The following is an 18897-nucleotide window of genomic DNA, read 5'->3' as shown; positions in this document are numbered from 1 at the left end:
ACGATTTGCCTAAGTAAACTTACAGGATCGTACTACATTGTTACTTAAAAAGTGATTAATAATTCTTAGTAAAGTTTCCTTCCTAAACAGCAATGACAAAACCGCCTGATGGTCAATATTGCATCCATGCAGACAGCATCCTCTAGGGTTCAATAAAATTATCCACCCGGATATCCACTTAAGTAGGTGCAAATAAAGATAAGCAGTGAGGGTTGTCATTTGTCATTTGTCCTTAGTCATTTGTAAGGGTTTTAGGTGTATTTACATTTCGTAACCTAGTTAGGTTTTTTCTCGCAGACTTACTTAATTGGGCTAACCGAGAAGTATCGATCTGTACCTGATTTACTTGACTTTAATTTACTTCCTGTAACGTCAATTAAAATAAATACGTGCAAATACCATGAAAATAGCAATGAGCGATCGCCGTTTCTGGAGACTGCTAGGGAAAACAATTTGTATTGCTATACTTGCGCTGGCTATTATCGTCAAATTTACACCCCTCAAGTCTAGTTGGAGTACTACATCAAGGTATCACTGGAATAATGTCTCTATTGGAGGAGGTGGTTATGTTACAGGCATTTATTTGCATCCACGAGAGCAAAATTTAGCCTACATCAGAACTGATATGGGTGGCTTTTATCGTTGGAATTCAAAAGATTACAAATGGATTCCGCTAACAGATATATTTAGCTTGCAACACAGCAATTACTACGGGGGAGAAGCCTTAGCACTTGACCCAAATAACCCAGATATTGTATACATCGCAGCAGGGAAATATACTACTAGTTGGGGTGGATTAGGAACAATCTTCAAATCGAGCGATCGCGGTCAAACCTGGAATAAGCTGAAAATAGACTTGCCAATGGGTGGCAATGAAACTAAACGTTGGCTCGGAGAGAGGCTAGCCGTTAATCCTTTTAATTCCAATGTTATTTTATTTGGTTCGCGATTGAATGGGCTATGGAAGTCTTCAGATGGTGGTACAACATGGGGCAAGGTTAGCTCTTTTCCCGAAAAGCCGGAAACAAAGATTGGAATTACAGGTATTGTATTTAGCAAAAATGTATCTGAACTAGTCTATGCCAATGCCTATGGAAATGGCATATATGAATCCACTGATGCGGGTGTTACCTGGAGCAAAATACCAGGAAGCCCATCAAAAGTGAATCGAATGGCTCTGGCAAAAGACAAAGTTCTGTATGTAACGCATACGTCGGGTGTCAGCAAATATGCAAACAGTATTTGGAGCGATATCACACCAAGTAACGCGAAAACTACATTTAATGCCATTGCTGTAGATCCAAACAATCCCAATCATCTTTTAATTGTTTATGACCAGTATGTTTCCACAACAAACAATCGTGTCATATTTCAATCTACTGATGGTGGAGCTACATGGCAACAGAAAAAGCAAACTTTGAAACCTCAAGTGCCCTGGTGGCCTAAGTGGTTTTTTGCCTCCTCAACCTCAGCGATTGAGTTTGACCCAAAAGCTGCTGGACGATTATGGTTAACAGACTGGTATGGAACATGGCAAACAGACAATATCAACGCAGAGTCATCTGTTTGGTCAAACTATGAAAAAGGACACGAGCAGCTAGTTAGCTTCGCCCTAGTCTCACCTCGAAGTGGCTCTAAATTGTTGAGCGGTGTTGCTGATACGGATGGGTTTGACCACAGCAATGGATTAGATGTCTACCCATCTACGCAGTTTGGCGGCAAAAATAGTCCTCGGTTCCAGGATACCTATGGTCTTGCTTATAGCGAAAGCAATCCTTCACAAATGGTGCGTGTTGGTGGTAATCGGTGGAACAATACTTATACGGGAGCAACTTCGCAAGATGGGGGACTGACATGGAAACAATTTTCCTCGTTTCCGAAGAACACAATCCCGTTGCGTGTAGCCATGTCAGCAACAAATTCAAATCTATTTGTCGCAATTATTAATCAAGGACAGCCTATTCGTACAACCAATGGCGGATGTTCTTGGAGCAAAGTATCAGGGTTACCCAAAGGCCCCAAAGGCCCGTGGTACTGGGGTCAACCATTAGTAGCTGACAAATTAGATGGCAACACTTTTTACTACTACAGTGGTGGCAAGTTATACCGCAGTAAGAACGGAGGCGCATCCTTTAAGATTGTAAACTCATTATTGCCTTCTGAAAGTTGGTCTATGCTCAAAACAGTTCCGGGGGTTAATGGCGAAGTTTGGCTCAGTCTTAACTCTCACGGACTTTATCGCTCAACAAATGGCGGTGTAAAATTTGCCCAGATTCCTAAAGTGAAGAAAGCTTACTTATTCGCCCTTGGTAAGGCACAAAAGGGAAGCAAAATTCCTGCACTGTATTTGTATGGGGAAATTGCTGGTATGGGCGAAGGAGTATTTCGCTCTCTCGACAAAGGAAAAACATGGATAAATATCGCCTATTTACACCAACCTATGGGCAATGAGCCTAATGTCATGGAGGCTAGCTGGCAGAAATTTGGACTAGTCTTTATTGGCACTAACGGTAGGGGAATCTACTATGGATCTCCGTAAAAAAATACTCTTGTGTTTTTCTCTCACGCAACTGACATCAGTTGCAAAAAAACCACGAAGCTAAAAGATTATTAATTTTTGTGCATTATGTTAATTTTTGTAAAAAAGGTAGTAGTATATTTTTGCTACATTATTTAATACAATTAAGTTGTTAATATGAAGGATATTGATATGTAACACACGCATAGTTAACGCTTTTTAATCACAGCTGAACACCAGCAAAGCTTTTTCAGTACTGGTGTATAAGGGTTTTAAGTAGTATTCTAGGTAACTTTAATTAAGGTGGTAGAGATATTAAATAGTGATAGCTATTAGCTTGATACCTTTCTTAATTCACTCATCTAGGAAAGGTAATTTTTTAAACCCTCTGCATACTAGTATTTTACTGCTAGTGTTCTTTTTATTTGGACAGCAAGTCTTCAATCTCTTGATAGCACACCTAAATCATGAGGCATATAACCAGATAACCCATGCTTTATTCATAGGGCGAGAAGGAGAACGTCTACTTAATGCTGTAATAGATAATCAAGAAAAAGGTTTTCTAGAAAATTCTAATCAGGGACAAACTAATCCGATAAGTTCTCGTCAGAAGAAGCCCAGCTTCCACAACAGCTTCAACCATCTGTACAATCTCGTACAAGACAACCCTGCTCAAATAAAGCAACTCGATAAAATTAAATATATCTATAACCAGTGGCAAAGGGAGTTGAAGCAAAAAGCGCTTTCTGGGTCTGTAAGGAATTCTGCTTTGACAAAAAGCACTTTATTTGATTCTTTGCATAAGGAGATTGAGAAACTCATTCAGCACGAAGAGATGCTTTTGAGAGTTCGCAAAAATCGTATACAGCAATTGAATAGTATTAACAGTGCGATCAATATTTTCAGCACATTCATCATTTTATTAGTAGCAATTTTAAATATCCAGTTGTTGCATTGGCGAGTCAAACTTCCATTAAACAAATTGACACAAGTTTGTAAACTTTGGCAAGCGGGACAAATGGAAGTGCAACTATCCCATTCTTCTATAGATGAGATCGGGCAACTAGCTGGAGTTCTTAACGCGATCGCTGATAAGACTCGTCACCGTCAACAAAGTATTGAGGTGCGTAACCAACAGCTTGAAGACATGATATCTGCACTTTCCCACGACCTACGTATTCCTTTACTTGCGACTCGTAACACTTTAAACTGTATGCTCAGAGGAGCTTTTGGTTCAGTCAATGACACTTGGAAGGAAGTTTTTGAAGAGTACCATGAAGCTAATGAGGATTTGCTTAAGCTTGTGGAACTCCTTTTAGATATCTCCCGTTATGAAGCAGGCAGCACTTGTTTAATGTGCGATCGCCTAAACTGGGAAAAGATTTTAATTAAAGTAATTAGTCAGATAAAAGCAACATCTACACGTGAGTTAGCCTTCATTTGTAAAACTTCTCAATTGCTGCCAGCTGTCTATGGTGATGAATTAGAAATTCAAAGAGTTCTACAAAACTTACTTGATAACGCTGTGCGGGTAAGTAAGCCTAACGGGGAAATTCTAATTGAGATAATGCCTTATGAACAAGAGCAAGTGCGGATTTCGGTGCGCGATTATGGTTTGGGAATTGCACCGCAAGCTCAGGAAAAGCTGTTCCACCGCTTTATTCAAGGACGAGGGCATCGTGGAAGAAGTGGGCTTGGTCTGTACTTATGTCGTCAAATTATTGAGGCTCACGGAGGAAACATTGGTGTTGAAAGTTCTCTTGGAGAGGGAAGTACTTTCTGGTTTACTCTCCCAAGTGCCATAAATCAAGTTGATAGTAACGATGAACAGAATATAACCAGATGTAGCAATAATGATATCTAATATTGACGAAAAGAAAACTGTACGGATTCTATTAGTTGACGATCACGCTTTAATCCGCCGAGGGATAAAAGGGCAATTTAGCTTAGAACCTGGTTTTAGTATAGTTGGAGAGGCATTGGACGGTGGAGAAGCTGTTGAATTAGCTAGTCAACTCCAACCAGATGTAGTTTTAATGGATATCGATCTACCAGTTATGGATGGGATTACAGCCACCCAGCATATAAAAAGCAACTGCTTGACTACTTGTGTTTTAGCCTTAAGTGCCTTTGACGACGATATTCAGGTCATGGGGATGCTTGCAGCTGGTGCTGATGGTTACTGTCTTAAAACCATTGAATGGGAACAGCTCATCGCCGTTATTCAATTGATACTCCAAGGTGGCGCTTATTTAGATCCTCTAATCGCTCAAAAAGTTGCTCGGATGCTTAGGTCAACCGCTGTTGCTCCCGATGCTTCTGTATCTCAGGTAATAGCGCAACCTATTCTCAGTAATCGCGAACGCGAGATTCTTAAACTTATTGCACAGGGGCGCTCAAACCAGCAGATTGCAAACCAACTCTACCTCTCACTCGGAACCGTCAAGTCTTATGTACGTATGGTTCTCAACAAACTTAGCGTTGACGATCGCGTTCAAGCAGCAGCTTTAGCTGTACGCCAAGGGCTGATTTAAGCTTAGAGGAATTTATGTAAACAGTCAGATAATTCTGTCAAAGTGGTAGCCAGTGGTGAGATGTCATTCACGAGTTGTTCTGACCACAAAATGTAAGGCTGAAGTAGTTCATGCTGGAATTGCTCAGGTATGGGTAGACATAGCACCAATATATGAGGTTCAAACAAAGTTATCTCTTCCGGCGTGGGAATACAATAATATGGAAAAACTTCTGCATTTTGTTTTAAGCAATGACTGCTGACGCGCTGCACGGTCATGACATTTTTACCAATAACCATAATTCGGTGTCTTTTCATATTTATATACTTATCTGCAAACGGGAAATGCCTACTATACAACAATGGTTTTAGCGATCGCAAAGGAAGTGCGATGGCGTAACCGCCCAGTATTGAATGGATGTAACAATAAGGCTTGGGCGAATAAGTTGAGCTAAATCATCAGTTAAGAGCAAAAAGATAGAAAGAAGAAAGATTTATTTTTCTCAAAGAGGCTTAAGTCATTAACAGATAAAAAGCATAAGCAATTAAATTGCAATCTGACAACTCTACAGACTGCCATTATTACCTGAATATAAAAATGACGAGAGAAACAGAAATTCTCACTCGCTACTGGAAATATTTTCACTCAACATATCATCTGTTCAACATCAATTCTGGGTGGCAATAATTGTTTGTTATCTTATTTCTGTAGTTGTCAAAGCTCTAATTTTTTTGGTTTTTTATGTCCTGTAGTCAGTCAATCAGTGTTAAAAAAGTAAGCTATGTAAAGAAATGTAAATTCGCTGAATAGCTTATAAGTTGGTTACTGTACAGGTTTGAAAAAACTAAACATACGTTTGTTTTTCCGTGCCTAATTATCTTATTATGAAATTTATACTATCTGTACGCCACAGCCAAACGGATAGTTAGCTGGATAATTTTATTCCTCATTAGGATACTGTATAAAAAATAATTTAAGTAGCCATCAGATAGTATTTTCTATCGGTATTTGCGTAAGAAAGTATACGTAGAGTTCACTAAGTCTTGACTCAACCTCGCGAACAAAGTCTCAAGTCCTATCAAATCTATGGCGTTGCATGAATGCGGTATAAATTGGCAGTTGAAACAATTGAAAGGCCGTTCAAAACTGAGTGAAATCATCCCATAATTCAGCAACACCAAATCTTTTATGGTGCTTATGCGTAGCAATGCAACTGTATTAAAAGCTTTGACAGATAAAAATTGAAGTCTGGCAACAGACATTGTTCATATTTTTAGCATTTATATGGTTTGATATCACCCAAACGTAACACTCTAAATATACCCGCATAAGCAGAAAACATCGGCAATGTTCTAAATTTTACTATTTCTCAATTGTAGATAGCGAACTTCAAAGTTATATGGCACAAAAAAATAGTCTCTTTAACATTCGCTTTGACCGTATTTTCTCATCTGAAACACTCAGTTTTTTCCTAGTACAACTTTTAAGACATCAGGGTAAATCCTTTGAATGGGAGAACAACCAAGTACAAAAGGTTAATCTCTTAAATATTGAGATTAACAATGTCTTGACAACAGAAGTTTTAGAAAATCTTAAATATGGTACTGTATTTACTCCCAATGTAGATCACATAATGAAATTGCAAAACGATCGTGAATTTCTTGAAGCTTATAAGACTGCTGATTACAAACTATGTGATAGTCAAATTTTAATATATGCATCTCGTTTCTTAGGTCAGCCCATCCAAGAAAAAATTTCCGGTTCTGACTTTTTTCCAGCATTTTATAACTTCCACAAACAAAATGAAACAATTAAAATATTTTTATTAGGTGCAGCACAAGGTGTAGCTATTAAAGCTCAAGAGAAAATTAATGCCAAGGTTCATAGAAATATAATTGTCAGCTCATATTCACCACCTTTTGGATTTGAAAAAAAAGAAGCGGAATGTAAAAAAATAGTTGAGATGATTAATTCTTCAGACGCCACAGTATTAGCCGTTGGGCTAGGCGCACCAAAACAAGAAAAATGGATATATAAATACAAAAACCAACTGCCAAATATCAAAATATTTTTAGCAATAGGTGCCACTATTGATTTTGAAGCAGGTAATATACAAAGGGCACCAAAATATATAAGTAATATGGGTTTTGAATGGTTATATAGAATGGTATCGGAGCCTCAAAGATTATGGAAAAGATATTTAATAGAAGGATTACCATTTTTTTGGTTAATTTTGCAACAGAAATTTCAGATAAATAAAATAACAAATAATCCTGGCTCTTAAATACCTTATCAGTTAAATATAATGAAACGAGTATGTGTGGTAAACCACACAGTTTCATGCTTTTGAAAGTCAGCTTCTTAGTTAATTAAATCTATAAAACTTATGACTCTGACACAAGAAAGGCAACCGATCGTGATTCAAACTCAGCAATGCTTAGATTTTGAGCATGGTAATACCTTAAGGGAACAGCTATCTAGCTTAGTACCTCACCCCAAACATCTTTGGGTGATTGATCTAGTCAAAGTAAATTTTATGGATAGTTCAAGCTTAATCGCTTTACTTAAGGAGGTTTTGTCTAGACGTTCAAGTGCCTATTGTTCGGTAATTTGCAAGCACTTGTTCGGATGATTTTTGAACTGACTCAGATGGATTCAGTGTTTGAAATTTATGATAACTAAATGCCGTCGTAATGATGTTGAATGCTTAAATATGAAGCATCGATCGCTACCGTCATTGCAAATATCTTAAAGAACAGATTGACTGGTGACATATTTACTTGCTTAACCTATTAGAAAATCTCATTCTCGCTTTTACAGGGTACTGAAATAAGTAAATGTACAGACGATCGAGTTGATCGACTTACTACTGAAACTGCAATTACCATGTCTAATACTTTTACTCCCCATCGTTTTGATATGCAAGTTCTAGATGATACCCATACTCTTCCTAAAGTTAAAGTTCCAGTTCATCCCTCTGTCATCAGTAAAGCCAAGCGAATGATTGACATCTTGGGTGCTGTTATTGGGCTATCGATTACAGTATTCTTAGCAATTCCGATTGCGATCGCGATTAAGTTAGATAGCCCAGGTTCTATATTTTACAGTCAAATTCGCTGTGGTTTGAATGGGCGTCACTTCCGAATTTGGAAGTTCCGTTCGATGTCAGTTGGAGCTGACCAACTTAAGCATCTAGTTAAGAATGAAGCTCAAAGCGATCGGATATTCAAAAATGAGAATGACCCCCGCATTACCTGTGTAGGAAGGTTTCTCCGCCGCACTAGCTTAGATGAACTCCCTCAGTTTTGGAACGTGCTGCTGGGGGAAATGAGTCTAGTAGGCACCCGCCCTCCTACTCCTAATGAAGTGATACACTACTCACAGCACCACTGGGAACGTTTGAATGTCAAGCCGGGTATGACTGGTGAATGGCAAGCTCATGGTCGCTCCAGTATTAAAGATTTTGAAGATATTGTTCATATGGACTTAGACTACCAACGTAAGTGGTCTATAGTTTATGATATTAGTCTAATCTTCAAAACTTTAAAAGTTGTGTCAGATAAGAGTGGTGCCTGCTAACGCAGAGTTAATCGAAAAAAGTTATAACTTCACTGAAAAATAAGCTTGCAACAGTTCCTCCGAAATTGTGTAGGCGAACGCAAGTGCATCTCGTAAAAAAACCGTCGTAGACATCGCAGATTGAAGTATTGTCTCTGACTCAATTAAAGGATTTAAGAGGTTGTTTGAAAAGTGTTTTGTTGTGACTTTAGGCACTTTTAGATCCGTCCTAACCCACCTGAAAAAGGGAATTTAGAGGAAGCTAAAACTTTTGATAACGACAACGAACTTTTCAAACATCCTCTCAGTTCAACTTTATTCAAACAAGACATGATTTATTGCGTCTCTACATGAGTATTTTGGACAGCAGCGGATTTGATTTGCTAGTTCAATAATTTTAAAAAAACCTAACTAATTTACTCAACTTCCTCACAATGAATTAACAGCTTTTCCATCGCTTGTGCTAGAGAAATCAATTCTGTCCAAGAGGAACCACTAACTAAATTTTGGGCGTGAGCTAATCGGTTTCGCAACTGTTCAGCAGACTTGAGGAAACGTTCGCCAAACCGTTTTGATTTTAGTCCTAGTTGCTGGAGAAGTTCTGGTTGATTTAAAATCAACTCTCGCTTATCGCAGAATTGTAGATAATCTAATAAATCGGTGGCTTCGTTTCTTTCCTGACTTTCTCGCCATAGTCGTTGAGCAACTTCTAAGCGCTCAGGTTTAAGGACTTTTTGCCAAGAATCTTGAGGATAGTAAATCCGCACCAGCCGTAGTAAATTCATTTCTAGCAGCGTTACTAAGCCAAATAGTAACATTCGCACGGGTGCTTTCTGCAAGTCACCACAGGTGACAATACCACTTACCTGATTGCAATCTAAGACAAACAATCGCGGAGTTTGTTGCAAAATGGGTAGCAACTTTATCAGTGGGGTGGAAATGGCAATCAGTTCTTTGGGATGAAACACCCGTTGATAGTCGCTACATTTACCTTTTTTGCCTGGGATCAAACTAGAGCGTTCTACATAACCGCTAATAATATCTCCCGTCTCCACGCCGATAACATCAAAATTTTGTGCTTGCATCCAATGCAGCACTTCTTTCGCCTCCGCATCAGCTGGCATAGCTTTTAGGGGTTCTGCCACGTATTCAATGGTGATATTGTTCTCAAATAAACTCCGCAAGTCTTGAGAACGTGATTTTAAGTGTTTCATCCCCCGGCTGTGAACTCACGTTAAATAATCCTACGGCACTCACGCGATGTCTGCGACGGGCTATTCGGCGTCGCCAGTGGAATTTTCTGTTAGATTATCCTTGCATAAGCGTAGCTATCCCAACAAATACCATAGACTAATGTTATACCATCTTAGTTGGTATCATTTTAGTGATGGTTTAGACAATCTCAAGTAACAAAATATTTCGCATCTAGAAAAAAATAAATATATATGTAGTTAACTATATGAGAATAGTTGATTAATTGCGGTAGAAATGCCGAAAATACCGACAAAAAAATGTTATTACTAAAACGACGTATCGAATTGATACTTGGTAGAATTTTACCAAGATAACCAAAATTGATAATAATATTATTATGCCAAGAAAAGAACAAGGATGGGTTACATTTCAAACCTCAGAGGACGAGCGGAAGATTCTAGAGGAGTTCTGCGAACAGTCTCAACGCACTAAGACTGAGATTCTGCGGGAACTCGTGCGTAGTCTCACTCAGCAAAACTTAGCACCAATATCACCACCAACTCAGCAGGAACAACAGGCAGATATCTATTACACTCAAAAGCCTAACATAGAAAGTAGTATTCAAAAGAAACCACTAAAAGTTAGCTCTCGCAATATTCTTAAAGGTGTGGTTAAACGAGTTGTTTATGGAGCAGTTAATAGTGAGGTTACTTTGGAGATTATTCACAAAGTAGAATTAACTTCGATTATCACCAGAGCTTCCGCAGAAGAGTTAGAATTATCTGAAGGAAAAGAAGCTTATGCAGTTATTAAATCTAACGATATTGTCATTGCCAGAGAATAGAAATACGTTGATTTGGGGCGTTATATAGCAATCCTATTTGATTCCTGATTACTTGTAAAGATCGGGGACTAGGGACTGGGGACTGGGGACTGGGACTGGGAAGATAGGAATAAAGGTGTACTGAGTTTTTTCAGAAATCAAATATGAGTCCTATAGTTAAATATTAAGAGAATAAACTTTCTTTACTTGAGTAAATATAGTTGATGCGATCGCTTATGTAATAACCAATACTTTTGGGTTAAGGGGGAAAGGGAAAAGGTTTGAATTTACCTTTATCCGCAAACCCATTAGCCTTACCCCCAGACCAAAAAAGAGATTGTTGGGTTTATCCGAAAAGTATTGATGTAATAGCTGGTTTTCGTATTAATGGAATACACGATAAGAGGATGTCTGAAAACTTTTTAGTGTTGTATTCGAGACTTGTAGATCCCCCTAAATCCCCCGATAAATTGGGGGACTTTTAGAAGTTTTCCCCACTTTTCAAGGGGGGCTAGGGGGGATCGGACGAAATATTTAATACTTCTCAGACATCCTCTAAGCTCGACTTTATCCATTTTTACGAAACCCAAAACCTGACACTGAAACCTTTGTGGGACGGTAGTTTTACTTTTTAGATTTAACCGATAATCAGTGACATGGAAAAAGTTTTTGCCAAAAAGCTAGGGTTTTTGCCGTATCAAGATAAGCAAGTTCTTAATTTTGGATAAAGTCGAGCTAAGGTAGCATAGGCGTGCTACCTTACTAAAAACGAATGTTAACCTTCTTTGATCGCAATCGCTGCTTGATAGCGACCTAGTGCGATTAAAGGAAAGTATTGTTGATACAGATGATACTTGAGATAAAAATGGCAAGGGAAACCAGTACCTGTAAAGTCTGCCTCAAACCAAGTACCATCTGGCTTTTGAGTTGCCACCAAATATCCAATTCCCCGCTCGATCGCATCAAGAGCTAATTTACCTGTTGCTTCACCTGCTGCTATCAACCCAATTAAAGCCCAAGCAGTTTGAGATGCAGTACTATTTCCTTTGCCTTTGAGACTGGGATCGTTGTAACTACGGCAAGTCTCGCCCCAACCACCATCTGGGTTTTGACATCCAACTAACCAAGCTGCTCCCCGTTCTATACTGAGTTTGTGTCTTTGAGGATCGATTAACGCCAAAGCTGACAAAACGCCACTGGTGCCGTAAATATAATTTACACCCCAACGACCAAACCAACAGCCTTCGGTTTCTTGTTCGCGCAAAAGATAAGTAAGCGATCGCTCCAAATTATCACTATCAATTGACAAATCACAAGCACCCAGCATTTCTAGTACCCTAGCGGTAACATCTGCGGTGTTTGGATCGATCATCGCTTTCAAATCGCCATAAGGGATGGAATTAAGCCAATCTTGGTCATTATCCAAATCAAAAGCAGCCCAACCGCCTGGTTTACATTGCATAGATGCAATCCAGTTTAAGGCACGAGCGATCGCAGCCTGCTTGATTTTTTCATTCGGGAGTTTCGCCAAATGTAGTGCCATCACCACCACCGCCGAGTCGTCTACATCGGGATAAAAGCGATTCTCAAACTCAAAAGCCCAAGCCCCTGGTTTTCCTTGGCGATTTTTGACAGCCCAATCTCCGTAATCTAAAATTTGTTTTTGCAACAACCATTCGCCAGCTTTTACCACGACAGGATGATCTGGTGCAAAGCCAGATTCTATCAAAGCACGCATCGCCCAAGCTGTATCCCAGACGGGTGAAACACAAGGCTGAACTCGATAACTATCCTCTGTTTCAATGGCAAAGTTATCAATTGCTTGCAAACCTCGTTCCACAATCGGGTCGTTTGTGTCATAATCCAGACACCGCAAAGCCAGCATGGAATTCAACATCGCCGGAATAATGCCGCCCCAGTCGCCTGTAGCTTCTTGGCGCTCTAAAATCCATTTTTCGGCGGCTTTGATGCCTTCTTCACGAAAGGGTACTAAATTAAGGCTTTCTGCCAACTTAAAACCTTTATCGAGAGTGAGGAATAAATCCGTCCAATCGCCACTTTCAGGTAATTCCCACTGAACTCGATCGATACCTTCAGCGTATAGCTCATCTAGGTTGATAGCTGAGTCGGTGAGAAAAACAGGTTTGCGATCGCATACAATCAGTAATGGTACTGTACTAGAACGTGCCCAGCTAGACATCTCGTAGATATTGACAGGGAAAGCTTTCGGCAACAGCATTATCCAAGGTGGTAGCGAGGGAATACCGCGCCAGTTGTAGCAGCCAATCAAGGCTAGGTGCAACTTGGTAAAAATCCGAGTTTTGCCGATCCCACCCCGTTGAAGAATAAAAGCTTGCGCCCGAATCATCGCCGGATCGGTTGCTGGTACGCCTAGCAATCTTAGAGCCATGTAGGCTTCAACCGAAGTGCTAAGTTCTCCGCCATCACGGTAGTAAAGTTCCCAGCCGCCATGCTCTCGTTGCTGTTGACGCAAATATGTTTCAACTTTGTGTAAAGGTCTGGTTTGGTCTGTTCCCCAAATTTTATGCAGTAGGACGACTTCAGCAGTAATGGTGACATTAGATTCTAACTCAGCCCACCAGTAACCTGCCGGATTTTGAATTGAAAGCAGATATTCTTGGCTAGCTGCGATCGCATCTGCAACTTTATTGACTTTTACCCTGTCTTGTGTTTGCATGAAAAACTATTTAACCTCAACACCCAACACTAGATATGAACGCGGTAGTACAGCAAAAAAATTTTTTTTCCTCTATCAATAGACATAGTATTCTGTCTGAGTCACTGATAATTTGCAATAGGTCATGGATGTAATTGTATTAGGATTGATGCTCTTATCGTTGACAATTTGGTTAGTATTACTGGGTTTTTGGGGACAGTTTTGGCAAACAGACCAGCAATTAGAGTTTACAGAAACTCAGCTAGAATCGTTACCTGTGGTTTGTGCGGTCGTTCCAGCGCGTAACGAAGCTGAGTTAATACCAACTAGTTTGCGATCGCTCCTACTTCAAGATTATCCTGGTTCTTTCAACGTGTTTTTAGTAGACGATCGCAGCACAGACAGGACAGCAAATTTTGCCGAAGGAGTTGCACACGCTGTTGGGAAACCTCAGCAATTGCATATTATTTCTGGCGCTTCACTACCTCCTGGTTGGTCGGGCAAACTTTGGGCAGTTGAGCAAGGTATCAAAAGTGCGAGTTTATTAGCACCTGACTATTTTTTGCTGACTGACGCAGATATCGAACACGATCCTGGTAATCTCTGCCGACTCGTGAAGAAAGCTGTGCAGGAAGATTTAGATTTGGTTTCGGTAATGGTGCGACTCAGGTGTGAGAGCTTTTGGGAAAAACTTTTGATTCCAGCTTTCGTCTTTTTCTTTCAAAAACTCTATCCTTTTCGCTGGGTGAATAATCCCAACAATCCTACAGCCGCCGCCGCCGGGGGATCTATTTTGATTCGTAGAGAAGCTTTAGAGCGAATCGGGGGAATTCAAGTGATTCGCCAAGCTTTAATTGACGATTGCGCCTTGGCTAAAGCTGTTAAGAAGAGTGGGGGAACAGGGAGCAGGGAGCAGGGAGCAGGGGAGCAGGGGAGCAGGGGGAGAAGAATTAATAATCAGTGCCCCATGCCCAATGCCCCATGCCCAATGCCCAGTCAAGGTCGTATCTGGCTGGGATTGAGTAGCTTGACTCGAAGCTTGCGCCCTTATGACTCGCTAGCGACGATTTGGGATATGGTTGCTCGTACTGCCTATACCCAACTGAATTATTCACCATTAATATTATTGGGAACTTTGGTGGGAATGCCTCTAATTTATTTAGCTCCACCTGTATGTGTGATTCTGGGTGCAGTTTCGAGTAATTCGGCGATCGCACTTACAGGTATATTAGGATGGCTATTAATGACTTTTGCTTACTACCCGACGATCCGCTTTTATAAATGTTCTGTCTGGTTCGCTTTTAGTTTACCTGCGATCGCTTTTCTTTATACTTTAATGACTCTAGACTCAGCACTCCGTCATTGGCAAGGGCGCGGCGGCGCTTGGAAAGGAAGAGTTTATCACAGCCCAGATAATTTATAGCTGGGATAAAATTAGATTTAAAAATTTGAATCAAGATGCAAAAGACCTTATTCAAAATAAGATAGCTTTACGTGTTGATAATAAAAACAAGCCAATTGATTCACCTCTTAAATCATCTTTACTGGCTGAAACTTCAATGACTGATCATCTGCTAGATTCAGGGATTTCTGTAGTATAGACCTTGGATGATCTCACCATCTGGAAACGAGGTTTCCAAGAAGAGAGCGCCTCTGCTACTGGGAAAGAGCATTCCAGTTTGTTCCAAGGGTGGAATACCCAGTTTCTTGGCTCCCCGGAAATCAGTATTGGTCAGGATAGTCCAATCCAAATTAATCCCAGCGAACTCAACATCAGTCAAAGTAGCACTGTCCAAAACAGCCCCCGTAAAATTAGCATTGGTCAAGTTAGCGCCATCCAAGGAAGAGCAAGCCAAATTAGCACATCTCAGGTTACCGCTGGTCAAATTGGCATTAGACAAAATTGCCCCTCTCAAATCGACACCTCGCAAATTGGTGTAACTCAAATTGGCACGCATCAACCTAGCATCCTCAAGATTGGCACCGATCAAGTCAGCACCTTCCAAGTTGGCATCCTCCAGAAAAATATATGCCAAATTAGCTTCTCTCAAACTAGCTCTAGCCAAATTAGCTCCCCTCAACTTGGCTTCACTCAAATTAGCTCTAACCAAGTTAGCTCCTTCCAAGTCAACCCCACTAAAATCTCTCTCCCCAGCAGCATATCGCTGGAGCAACTCCTGAGCAGTTATCCTCATCTATAGACCTCCGCAATAAATTCTGGAATGAACTATATTTCAATTTCAGTAACATTAACATTTCTTAAGTTTACTCAATTCCCTATTGCTCTGGGAGCAAAATTGGACTTGATCTTATATCTACGGGTACTGTCCTTGACTTATCAATACTTGTCGAGAAAGCACCCGATTGGGAACATTAAATTGAAGTAACCTTGCAGTCCCTTGACCAATCTGAGTTTTTCCTTCTATCCTGGCCTTCTCAAGATAAAAATGTTCATCCCAGACCAGGCGGCGGGGATTAAACAATGGGACAATTTCTTGAGTAAATTGGTCTATAGTAGCGAAATCAGAGCCTTTATGACGGTTACAGGATAAACATGAAAGTGCCAAATTCTCAGCAGTAGTTTCACCCCCATGTTTGACAGCAATAATATGGTCTACTTCATGGGTATAAATAGAAAAGTTTTGATGGATTTGGCAATATTCACAGCGTGCTGAAGCTCTCTGGAACACTAACCTACGGAGTTCTACAGAAATCGAATTAGAAGTCATGTTAGCTGATTGCAGAATAAGCTCGTGCTTTTAATAAAATCATCATCTGCTCTAGCTGCTCGTAAACATCTAATTCTGCTAATTCCATTTGATCGAGTGTTGCAGAGCGATTTTTTTCTAGTAATTCTTGTAGGCGTGTTTGAGATTGAAATGAAACTTTAAAATTAATAATTTCTTCTGGTTTTGGCCCCTTAATCAAAAAATCAATAACTTCTTGATAAACTGCTGGAATATTTGTAGTCTCAGGACTAACTGTTGGCTGAATATTTGTTGGTAGATTAACAACGTCTAGTAATCGCCAAAGCAATTCGGGTAAGCGATTTTGCAGAGGTTCTAAACGTTGAGCTAGTTCATCGGGAATTTGAATAGTGAATTCTGCCATTGGTGCTTTTGTTGCGATTTTGCACTTTTAAGAATATGTGTTGTATCCTAATTATAGCTTTCAAACCTACCTCTGCATCAGATGCTATTGCCTCAATTAGGGCATCACACCCCAATACTTAGCGGCAGATAGATTTTTTTAGATCGCCCGCTTTATATTTCGTCATTGATTTGTCCTTCTCAAATACCATGGCGTGATATAAGGCGTGAAAGCTAAAATTAAAGTAAGCCAAAAGTGGTTGATTAAAAGAATTATGACAACCGCAACACCAACAAATAATCCTGTTATTGTCCCTAAAAAGCTGCCTTTTTTGGAATCAATTTGTTGGCAAACTGCTGATGTATATCGGTTTACTCCAGAAGAAATGCTGAGTCGCTACGAGCGTGGTTGGCAATATCGCAACCTATTTAATAATCTTGAGGGTGAAGAACTCAATTTTCTTCAGGAACTCGCCAGACGCTATAAATCCTGGTTGCAAGTTTATTTATGACCTCCAGATTTGAACATAATATATAAAATTCTCACAGTTCTTGAATCCTTAGATTCGGACATACTGTCGATCTAGCAGTTCTCAGGCTGCGATCGCCAATACCTCAAGTATCAATTGAGAAGGCTGAAAAAGCATATCAGGTTATCCGCCCTTTGAAAAGAGCGATCGCCCCATACCCCATACCCCATGCCCCATGCCCCATGCCCCATGCCCCATGCCCCATGCCCCATGCCCCATGCCCAATACCCCTAAATCCTTGAAACTGTTTGTTTAGTACTGGCAGATTCAACAGGTAATGGTTGAGCAGCTTTCAATACCACATCCAATAACCCTGGAAACAGCACCTCTAAATCTTCACGCCGCAGGATGTTAATATGGTGTGTCCCTTCTTTGCGTGTCAAGACTATCCCCGACTCCCGCAAAATCTTGAAGTGGTTGGACATAGTTGATTTGGCGATCGCAAAATCAAACTTCGCACAGCATTGTTCCCCCTCACTCGCTAACAGCCGCACAATCTCTAGCCGCACCGGATCGCCCAATGCATACAACACGCCTGGTAAAGAAATATTTTTTCTATCTGGATGATAAAGGAATCTCATAGTTGCATTATCTCATCAGGTGGCATATATTTTTATTATTCGATATTATCGAATTATAGAATTAAGTAGGAAGGCAATTTATGTCATCCATTACAAACGTCACAGAAGCCACATTCAAGCAAGAAGTCTTGGAAAGTGAAATTCCGGTATTAGTAGACTTTTGGGCACCGTGGTGCGGCCCTTGCCGGATGGTGGGCCCAGTCGTCGATGAAGTTGCTGTTGAATACGAAGGACAGGTGAAATTTGTGAAGTTGAACACAGATCAAAATCCTACTGTCGCTAGCCACTATGGAATTCGCAGCATTCCGACATTGATGGTTTTTAAAGGAGGTCGCCAGGTTGATACTGTCGTCGGGGCGGTTCCAAAAACTACCTTGAATAAGACCTTAGCACAGCATCTTTAATTTAAGTTAAGGGGATTAGGGACTGGGGACTGGGGACTGGGAATTGGGGAGAGACTTGTTGAATATTCTTTGTCCCCCTTCCTTGTTCTTCTAAAGTTCTGAGCGCCGACTTCCGGCGCTTAGACCTTTGTGCTTGTCCCCCTCGCATTCTCCCCAGTCCCCAATCCCAGATCGTTTTGTTTCAAATAACGGGGAAAGAGCGAAATGGACTTGAAATTGCATGGTAAATCCGCACTGGTCAGTGGCTCAACCGCAGGTATTGGTTTGGCCATCGCTCTTGGGCTAGCTCAAGAGGGTGCATCAGTAATTGTCAACGGTCGGTCTGAAGAACGAGTAGCTCAAGCGATCGCTAAAATTAAGCATTCTACACCCGACGCAAAAGTTTCTGGTGTTGTTGCTGACACAGCCACTGCATCAGGGATAGAGAAACTCATTCAAGAGGTTCCTGACGTTGATATACTCATAAACAATGTGGGTATTTATGAGCCAAAAACCTTCTTTGATATTACTGATGAAGACTGGTTAAAAATATTTGAGGTTAACGTTCTCAGTGGAGTTCGTTTGAGTCGGCAATATCTGCAAAAGCAGCTAGAGCAAAACTGGGGGCGGATAATTTTTATCTCCAGCGAATCTGCTATTCAGATCCCAGTGGAAATGATTCACTACGGCACAACTAAGACGGCACAACTTGCCATTGCCAGAGGTTTAGCAGAAATGACTGTGGGGACTGGAGTTACAGTAAACTCCGTCCTTCCAGGGCCAACTCGTTCCGAAGGAGTTGAAGATTTTATCACCAACCTGGCACAAGAACGCGGTATTACTCGCGCTGACGTTGAGGCGGAGTTTTTTCAAAATGTGCGTCCAAGTTCCTTAATCAAACGCTTTGCAACAAATGAAGAAGTAGCAGCGATCGTAGTTTACCTTTCTAGTCCCGTAGCATCGGCAACTAATGGTGCAGCTTTGCGGGTAGATGGTGGCGTTATTCGATCGATTGTTTAGTGTGTGGGATT

General features: G+C 40.6%; 18 protein-coding genes. 11 read left to right on the top strand and 7 right to left on the bottom strand.

What is annotated here, in order from left to right; translation table 11 throughout:
* Positions 1 to 400 precede the first annotated feature (400 nt).
* From RMZ42_RS31025 to RMZ42_RS31015, 3 genes are all read left to right on the top strand, one after another.
* Entirely contained in the window at positions 401 to 2539 is a 2139-nt protein-coding gene (locus RMZ42_RS31025; protein ID WP_322675024.1) for a hypothetical protein, read from the top strand.
* A 391-nt stretch (positions 2540 to 2930) separates the two neighbouring features.
* Positions 2931 to 4382 (top strand): ATP-binding protein, encoded by a 1452-nt coding sequence (locus RMZ42_RS31020; protein WP_322675023.1) that lies wholly within the window; start codon positions 2931 to 2933, stop codon positions 4380 to 4382.
* The gene (locus tag RMZ42_RS31015) at positions 4372 to 5052 is read left to right on the top strand and encodes a response regulator transcription factor (protein WP_322675022.1); all 681 of its coding nucleotides are present in this window, start codon (positions 4372 to 4374) and stop codon (positions 5050 to 5052) included. The genes RMZ42_RS31020 and RMZ42_RS31015 overlap by 11 nt, the downstream gene beginning before the upstream one ends.
* Positions 5053 to 5054: 2 nt before the next feature.
* Here RMZ42_RS31015 and RMZ42_RS31010 read toward each other — a convergent pair whose 3' ends face one another.
* Positions 5055 to 5348, bottom strand: a complete 294-nt coding sequence (locus RMZ42_RS31010) for a hypothetical protein (protein WP_322675021.1) — start codon at positions 5346 to 5348, stop codon at positions 5055 to 5057.
* Positions 5349 to 6430: 1082 nt separating this feature from the next.
* Here RMZ42_RS31010 and RMZ42_RS31005 point away from each other — a divergent pair.
* The 3 genes from RMZ42_RS31005 to RMZ42_RS31000 all read left to right on the top strand — a co-directional run bounded on the left by RMZ42_RS31005 (position 6431) and on the right by RMZ42_RS31000 (position 8610).
* Positions 6431 to 7315 carry a WecB/TagA/CpsF family glycosyltransferase gene (locus RMZ42_RS31005; RefSeq protein WP_322675020.1) on the top strand — a complete coding sequence of 295 codons (885 nt, stop codon included), beginning with the start codon at positions 6431 to 6433 and terminating at the stop codon, positions 7313 to 7315.
* A gap of 102 nt (positions 7316 to 7417) precedes the next feature.
* Positions 7418 to 7663 (top strand): STAS domain-containing protein, encoded by a 246-nt coding sequence (locus RMZ42_RS34850; RefSeq protein WP_416211846.1) that lies wholly within the window; start codon positions 7418 to 7420, stop codon positions 7661 to 7663.
* A 287-nt stretch (positions 7664 to 7950) separates the two neighbouring features.
* On the top strand, positions 7951 to 8610 hold the full coding sequence (locus RMZ42_RS31000) for a sugar transferase (protein ID WP_322675048.1): 660 nt from the start codon (positions 7951 to 7953) through the stop codon (positions 8608 to 8610).
* A 395-nt stretch (positions 8611 to 9005) separates the two neighbouring features.
* On the opposite strand, the gene RMZ42_RS30995 is transcribed toward RMZ42_RS31000, so the two are convergent.
* Complete coding sequence (locus RMZ42_RS30995) at positions 9006 to 9803, bottom strand: hypothetical protein (RefSeq protein WP_322675019.1); 798 nt, start codon at positions 9801 to 9803, stop codon at positions 9006 to 9008.
* Between the two features lie 377 nt (positions 9804 to 10180).
* Between RMZ42_RS30995 and RMZ42_RS30990 the strand changes: the two genes are divergently transcribed.
* Positions 10181 to 10627 carry a molybdopterin-binding protein gene (locus RMZ42_RS30990; protein WP_322675018.1) on the top strand — a complete coding sequence of 149 codons (447 nt, stop codon included), beginning with the start codon at positions 10181 to 10183 and terminating at the stop codon, positions 10625 to 10627.
* Positions 10628 to 11381: 754 nt separating this feature from the next.
* Here RMZ42_RS30990 and shc read toward each other — a convergent pair.
* Entirely contained in the window at positions 11382 to 13304 is a 1923-nt protein-coding gene (shc, locus tag RMZ42_RS30985) for a squalene--hopene cyclase (RefSeq protein ID WP_322675017.1), read from the bottom strand.
* 124 nt (positions 13305 to 13428) lie between these two features.
* Between shc and RMZ42_RS30980 the strand changes: the two genes are divergently transcribed.
* A complete protein-coding gene (locus RMZ42_RS30980) occupies positions 13429 to 14706 on the top strand; it encodes a glycosyltransferase (RefSeq protein ID WP_322675016.1) in 1278 nt (425 codons plus the stop codon).
* Between the two features lie 157 nt (positions 14707 to 14863).
* Here RMZ42_RS30980 and RMZ42_RS30975 read toward each other — a convergent pair whose 3' ends face one another.
* The 3 genes from RMZ42_RS30975 to RMZ42_RS30965 all read right to left on the bottom strand — a co-directional run bounded on the left by RMZ42_RS30975 (position 14864) and on the right by RMZ42_RS30965 (position 16394).
* On the bottom strand, positions 14864 to 15478 hold the full coding sequence (locus RMZ42_RS30975) for a pentapeptide repeat-containing protein (RefSeq protein WP_322675015.1): 615 nt from the start codon (positions 15476 to 15478) through the stop codon (positions 14864 to 14866).
* Between the two features lie 120 nt (positions 15479 to 15598).
* A complete protein-coding gene (locus RMZ42_RS30970; protein ID WP_322675014.1) occupies positions 15599 to 16012 on the bottom strand; it encodes an HNH endonuclease signature motif containing protein in 414 nt (137 codons plus the stop codon).
* A gap of 1 nt (position 16013) precedes the next feature.
* Positions 16014 to 16394 carry a hypothetical protein gene (locus RMZ42_RS30965; RefSeq protein WP_322675013.1) on the bottom strand — a complete coding sequence of 127 codons (381 nt, stop codon included), beginning with the start codon at positions 16392 to 16394 and terminating at the stop codon, positions 16014 to 16016.
* A gap of 253 nt (positions 16395 to 16647) precedes the next feature.
* On the opposite strand from RMZ42_RS30965, the gene RMZ42_RS30960 reads away from it, so the two are divergent.
* Positions 16648 to 16884, top strand: coding sequence for a hypothetical protein (locus RMZ42_RS30960; RefSeq protein WP_322675012.1), 237 nt, complete (start codon positions 16648 to 16650; stop codon positions 16882 to 16884).
* 248 nt (positions 16885 to 17132) lie between these two features.
* Here RMZ42_RS30960 and RMZ42_RS30955 read toward each other — a convergent pair whose 3' ends face one another.
* Positions 17133 to 17483: a helix-turn-helix transcriptional regulator gene (locus tag RMZ42_RS30955; protein ID WP_322675011.1), complete on the bottom strand. Its 351-nt coding sequence runs from the start codon at positions 17481 to 17483 to the stop codon at positions 17133 to 17135.
* An 80-nt stretch (positions 17484 to 17563) separates the two neighbouring features.
* Here RMZ42_RS30955 and trxA point away from each other — a divergent pair, with 80 nt between their 5' ends.
* Together trxA and RMZ42_RS30945 are read left to right on the top strand one after the other, a co-directional pair.
* On the top strand, positions 17564 to 17887 hold the full coding sequence (gene trxA, locus RMZ42_RS30950) for a thioredoxin (RefSeq protein ID WP_292829099.1): 324 nt from the start codon (positions 17564 to 17566) through the stop codon (positions 17885 to 17887).
* Between the two features lie 204 nt (positions 17888 to 18091).
* A complete protein-coding gene (locus RMZ42_RS30945) occupies positions 18092 to 18886 on the top strand; it encodes an SDR family NAD(P)-dependent oxidoreductase (protein ID WP_322675010.1) in 795 nt (264 codons plus the stop codon).
* Positions 18887 to 18897 lie beyond the last annotated feature (11 nt).

The sequence above is a fragment of the Nostoc sp. DedQUE05 genome (assembly GCF_034530955.1).
Classification (GTDB): Bacteria; Cyanobacteriota; Cyanobacteriia; order Cyanobacteriales; family Nostocaceae; genus Nostoc.
This window is presented reverse-complemented; position numbering and strand designations above follow the sequence as displayed.

Bases quoted from the DNA above. Each gene is read 5' to 3' on its own strand.
- RMZ42_RS31010 (WP_322675021.1), bottom strand. From the start codon at position 5,348: ATGAAAAGACACCGAATTATGGTTATTGGTAAAAATGTCATGACCGTG.
- RMZ42_RS30970 (WP_322675014.1), bottom strand. From the start codon at position 16,012: ATGACTTCTAATTCGATTTCTGTAGAACTCCGTAGGTTAGTGTTCCAG.
- RMZ42_RS30980 (WP_322675016.1), top strand. From the start codon at position 13,429: ATGGATGTAATTGTATTAGGATTGATGCTCTTATCGTTGACAATTTGG.
- RMZ42_RS30955 (WP_322675011.1), bottom strand. From the start codon at position 17,483: ATGAGATTCCTTTATCATCCAGATAGAAAAAATATTTCTTTACCAGGC.
- RMZ42_RS31015 (WP_322675022.1), top strand. From the start codon at position 4,372: ATGATATCTAATATTGACGAAAAGAAAACTGTACGGATTCTATTAGTT.
- RMZ42_RS30960 (WP_322675012.1), top strand. From the start codon at position 16,648: ATGACAACCGCAACACCAACAAATAATCCTGTTATTGTCCCTAAAAAG.
- RMZ42_RS30975 (WP_322675015.1), bottom strand. From the start codon at position 15,478: ATGAGGATAACTGCTCAGGAGTTGCTCCAGCGATATGCTGCTGGGGAG.
- RMZ42_RS34850 (WP_416211846.1), top strand. From the start codon at position 7,418: ATGACTCTGACACAAGAAAGGCAACCGATCGTGATTCAAACTCAGCAA.
- RMZ42_RS30965 (WP_322675013.1), bottom strand. From the start codon at position 16,394: ATGGCAGAATTCACTATTCAAATTCCCGATGAACTAGCTCAACGTTTA.
- RMZ42_RS31000 (WP_322675048.1), top strand. From the start codon at position 7,951: ATGCAAGTTCTAGATGATACCCATACTCTTCCTAAAGTTAAAGTTCCA.
- RMZ42_RS30990 (WP_322675018.1), top strand. From the start codon at position 10,181: ATGCCAAGAAAAGAACAAGGATGGGTTACATTTCAAACCTCAGAGGAC.
- RMZ42_RS30995 (WP_322675019.1), bottom strand. From the start codon at position 9,803: ATGAAACACTTAAAATCACGTTCTCAAGACTTGCGGAGTTTATTTGAG.
- RMZ42_RS31025 (WP_322675024.1), top strand. From the start codon at position 401: ATGAAAATAGCAATGAGCGATCGCCGTTTCTGGAGACTGCTAGGGAAA.
- trxA (WP_292829099.1), top strand. From the start codon at position 17,564: ATGTCATCCATTACAAACGTCACAGAAGCCACATTCAAGCAAGAAGTC.
- RMZ42_RS31005 (WP_322675020.1), top strand. From the start codon at position 6,431: ATGGCACAAAAAAATAGTCTCTTTAACATTCGCTTTGACCGTATTTTC.
- shc (WP_322675017.1), bottom strand. From the start codon at position 13,304: ATGCAAACACAAGACAGGGTAAAAGTCAATAAAGTTGCAGATGCGATC.
- RMZ42_RS30945 (WP_322675010.1), top strand. From the start codon at position 18,092: ATGGACTTGAAATTGCATGGTAAATCCGCACTGGTCAGTGGCTCAACC.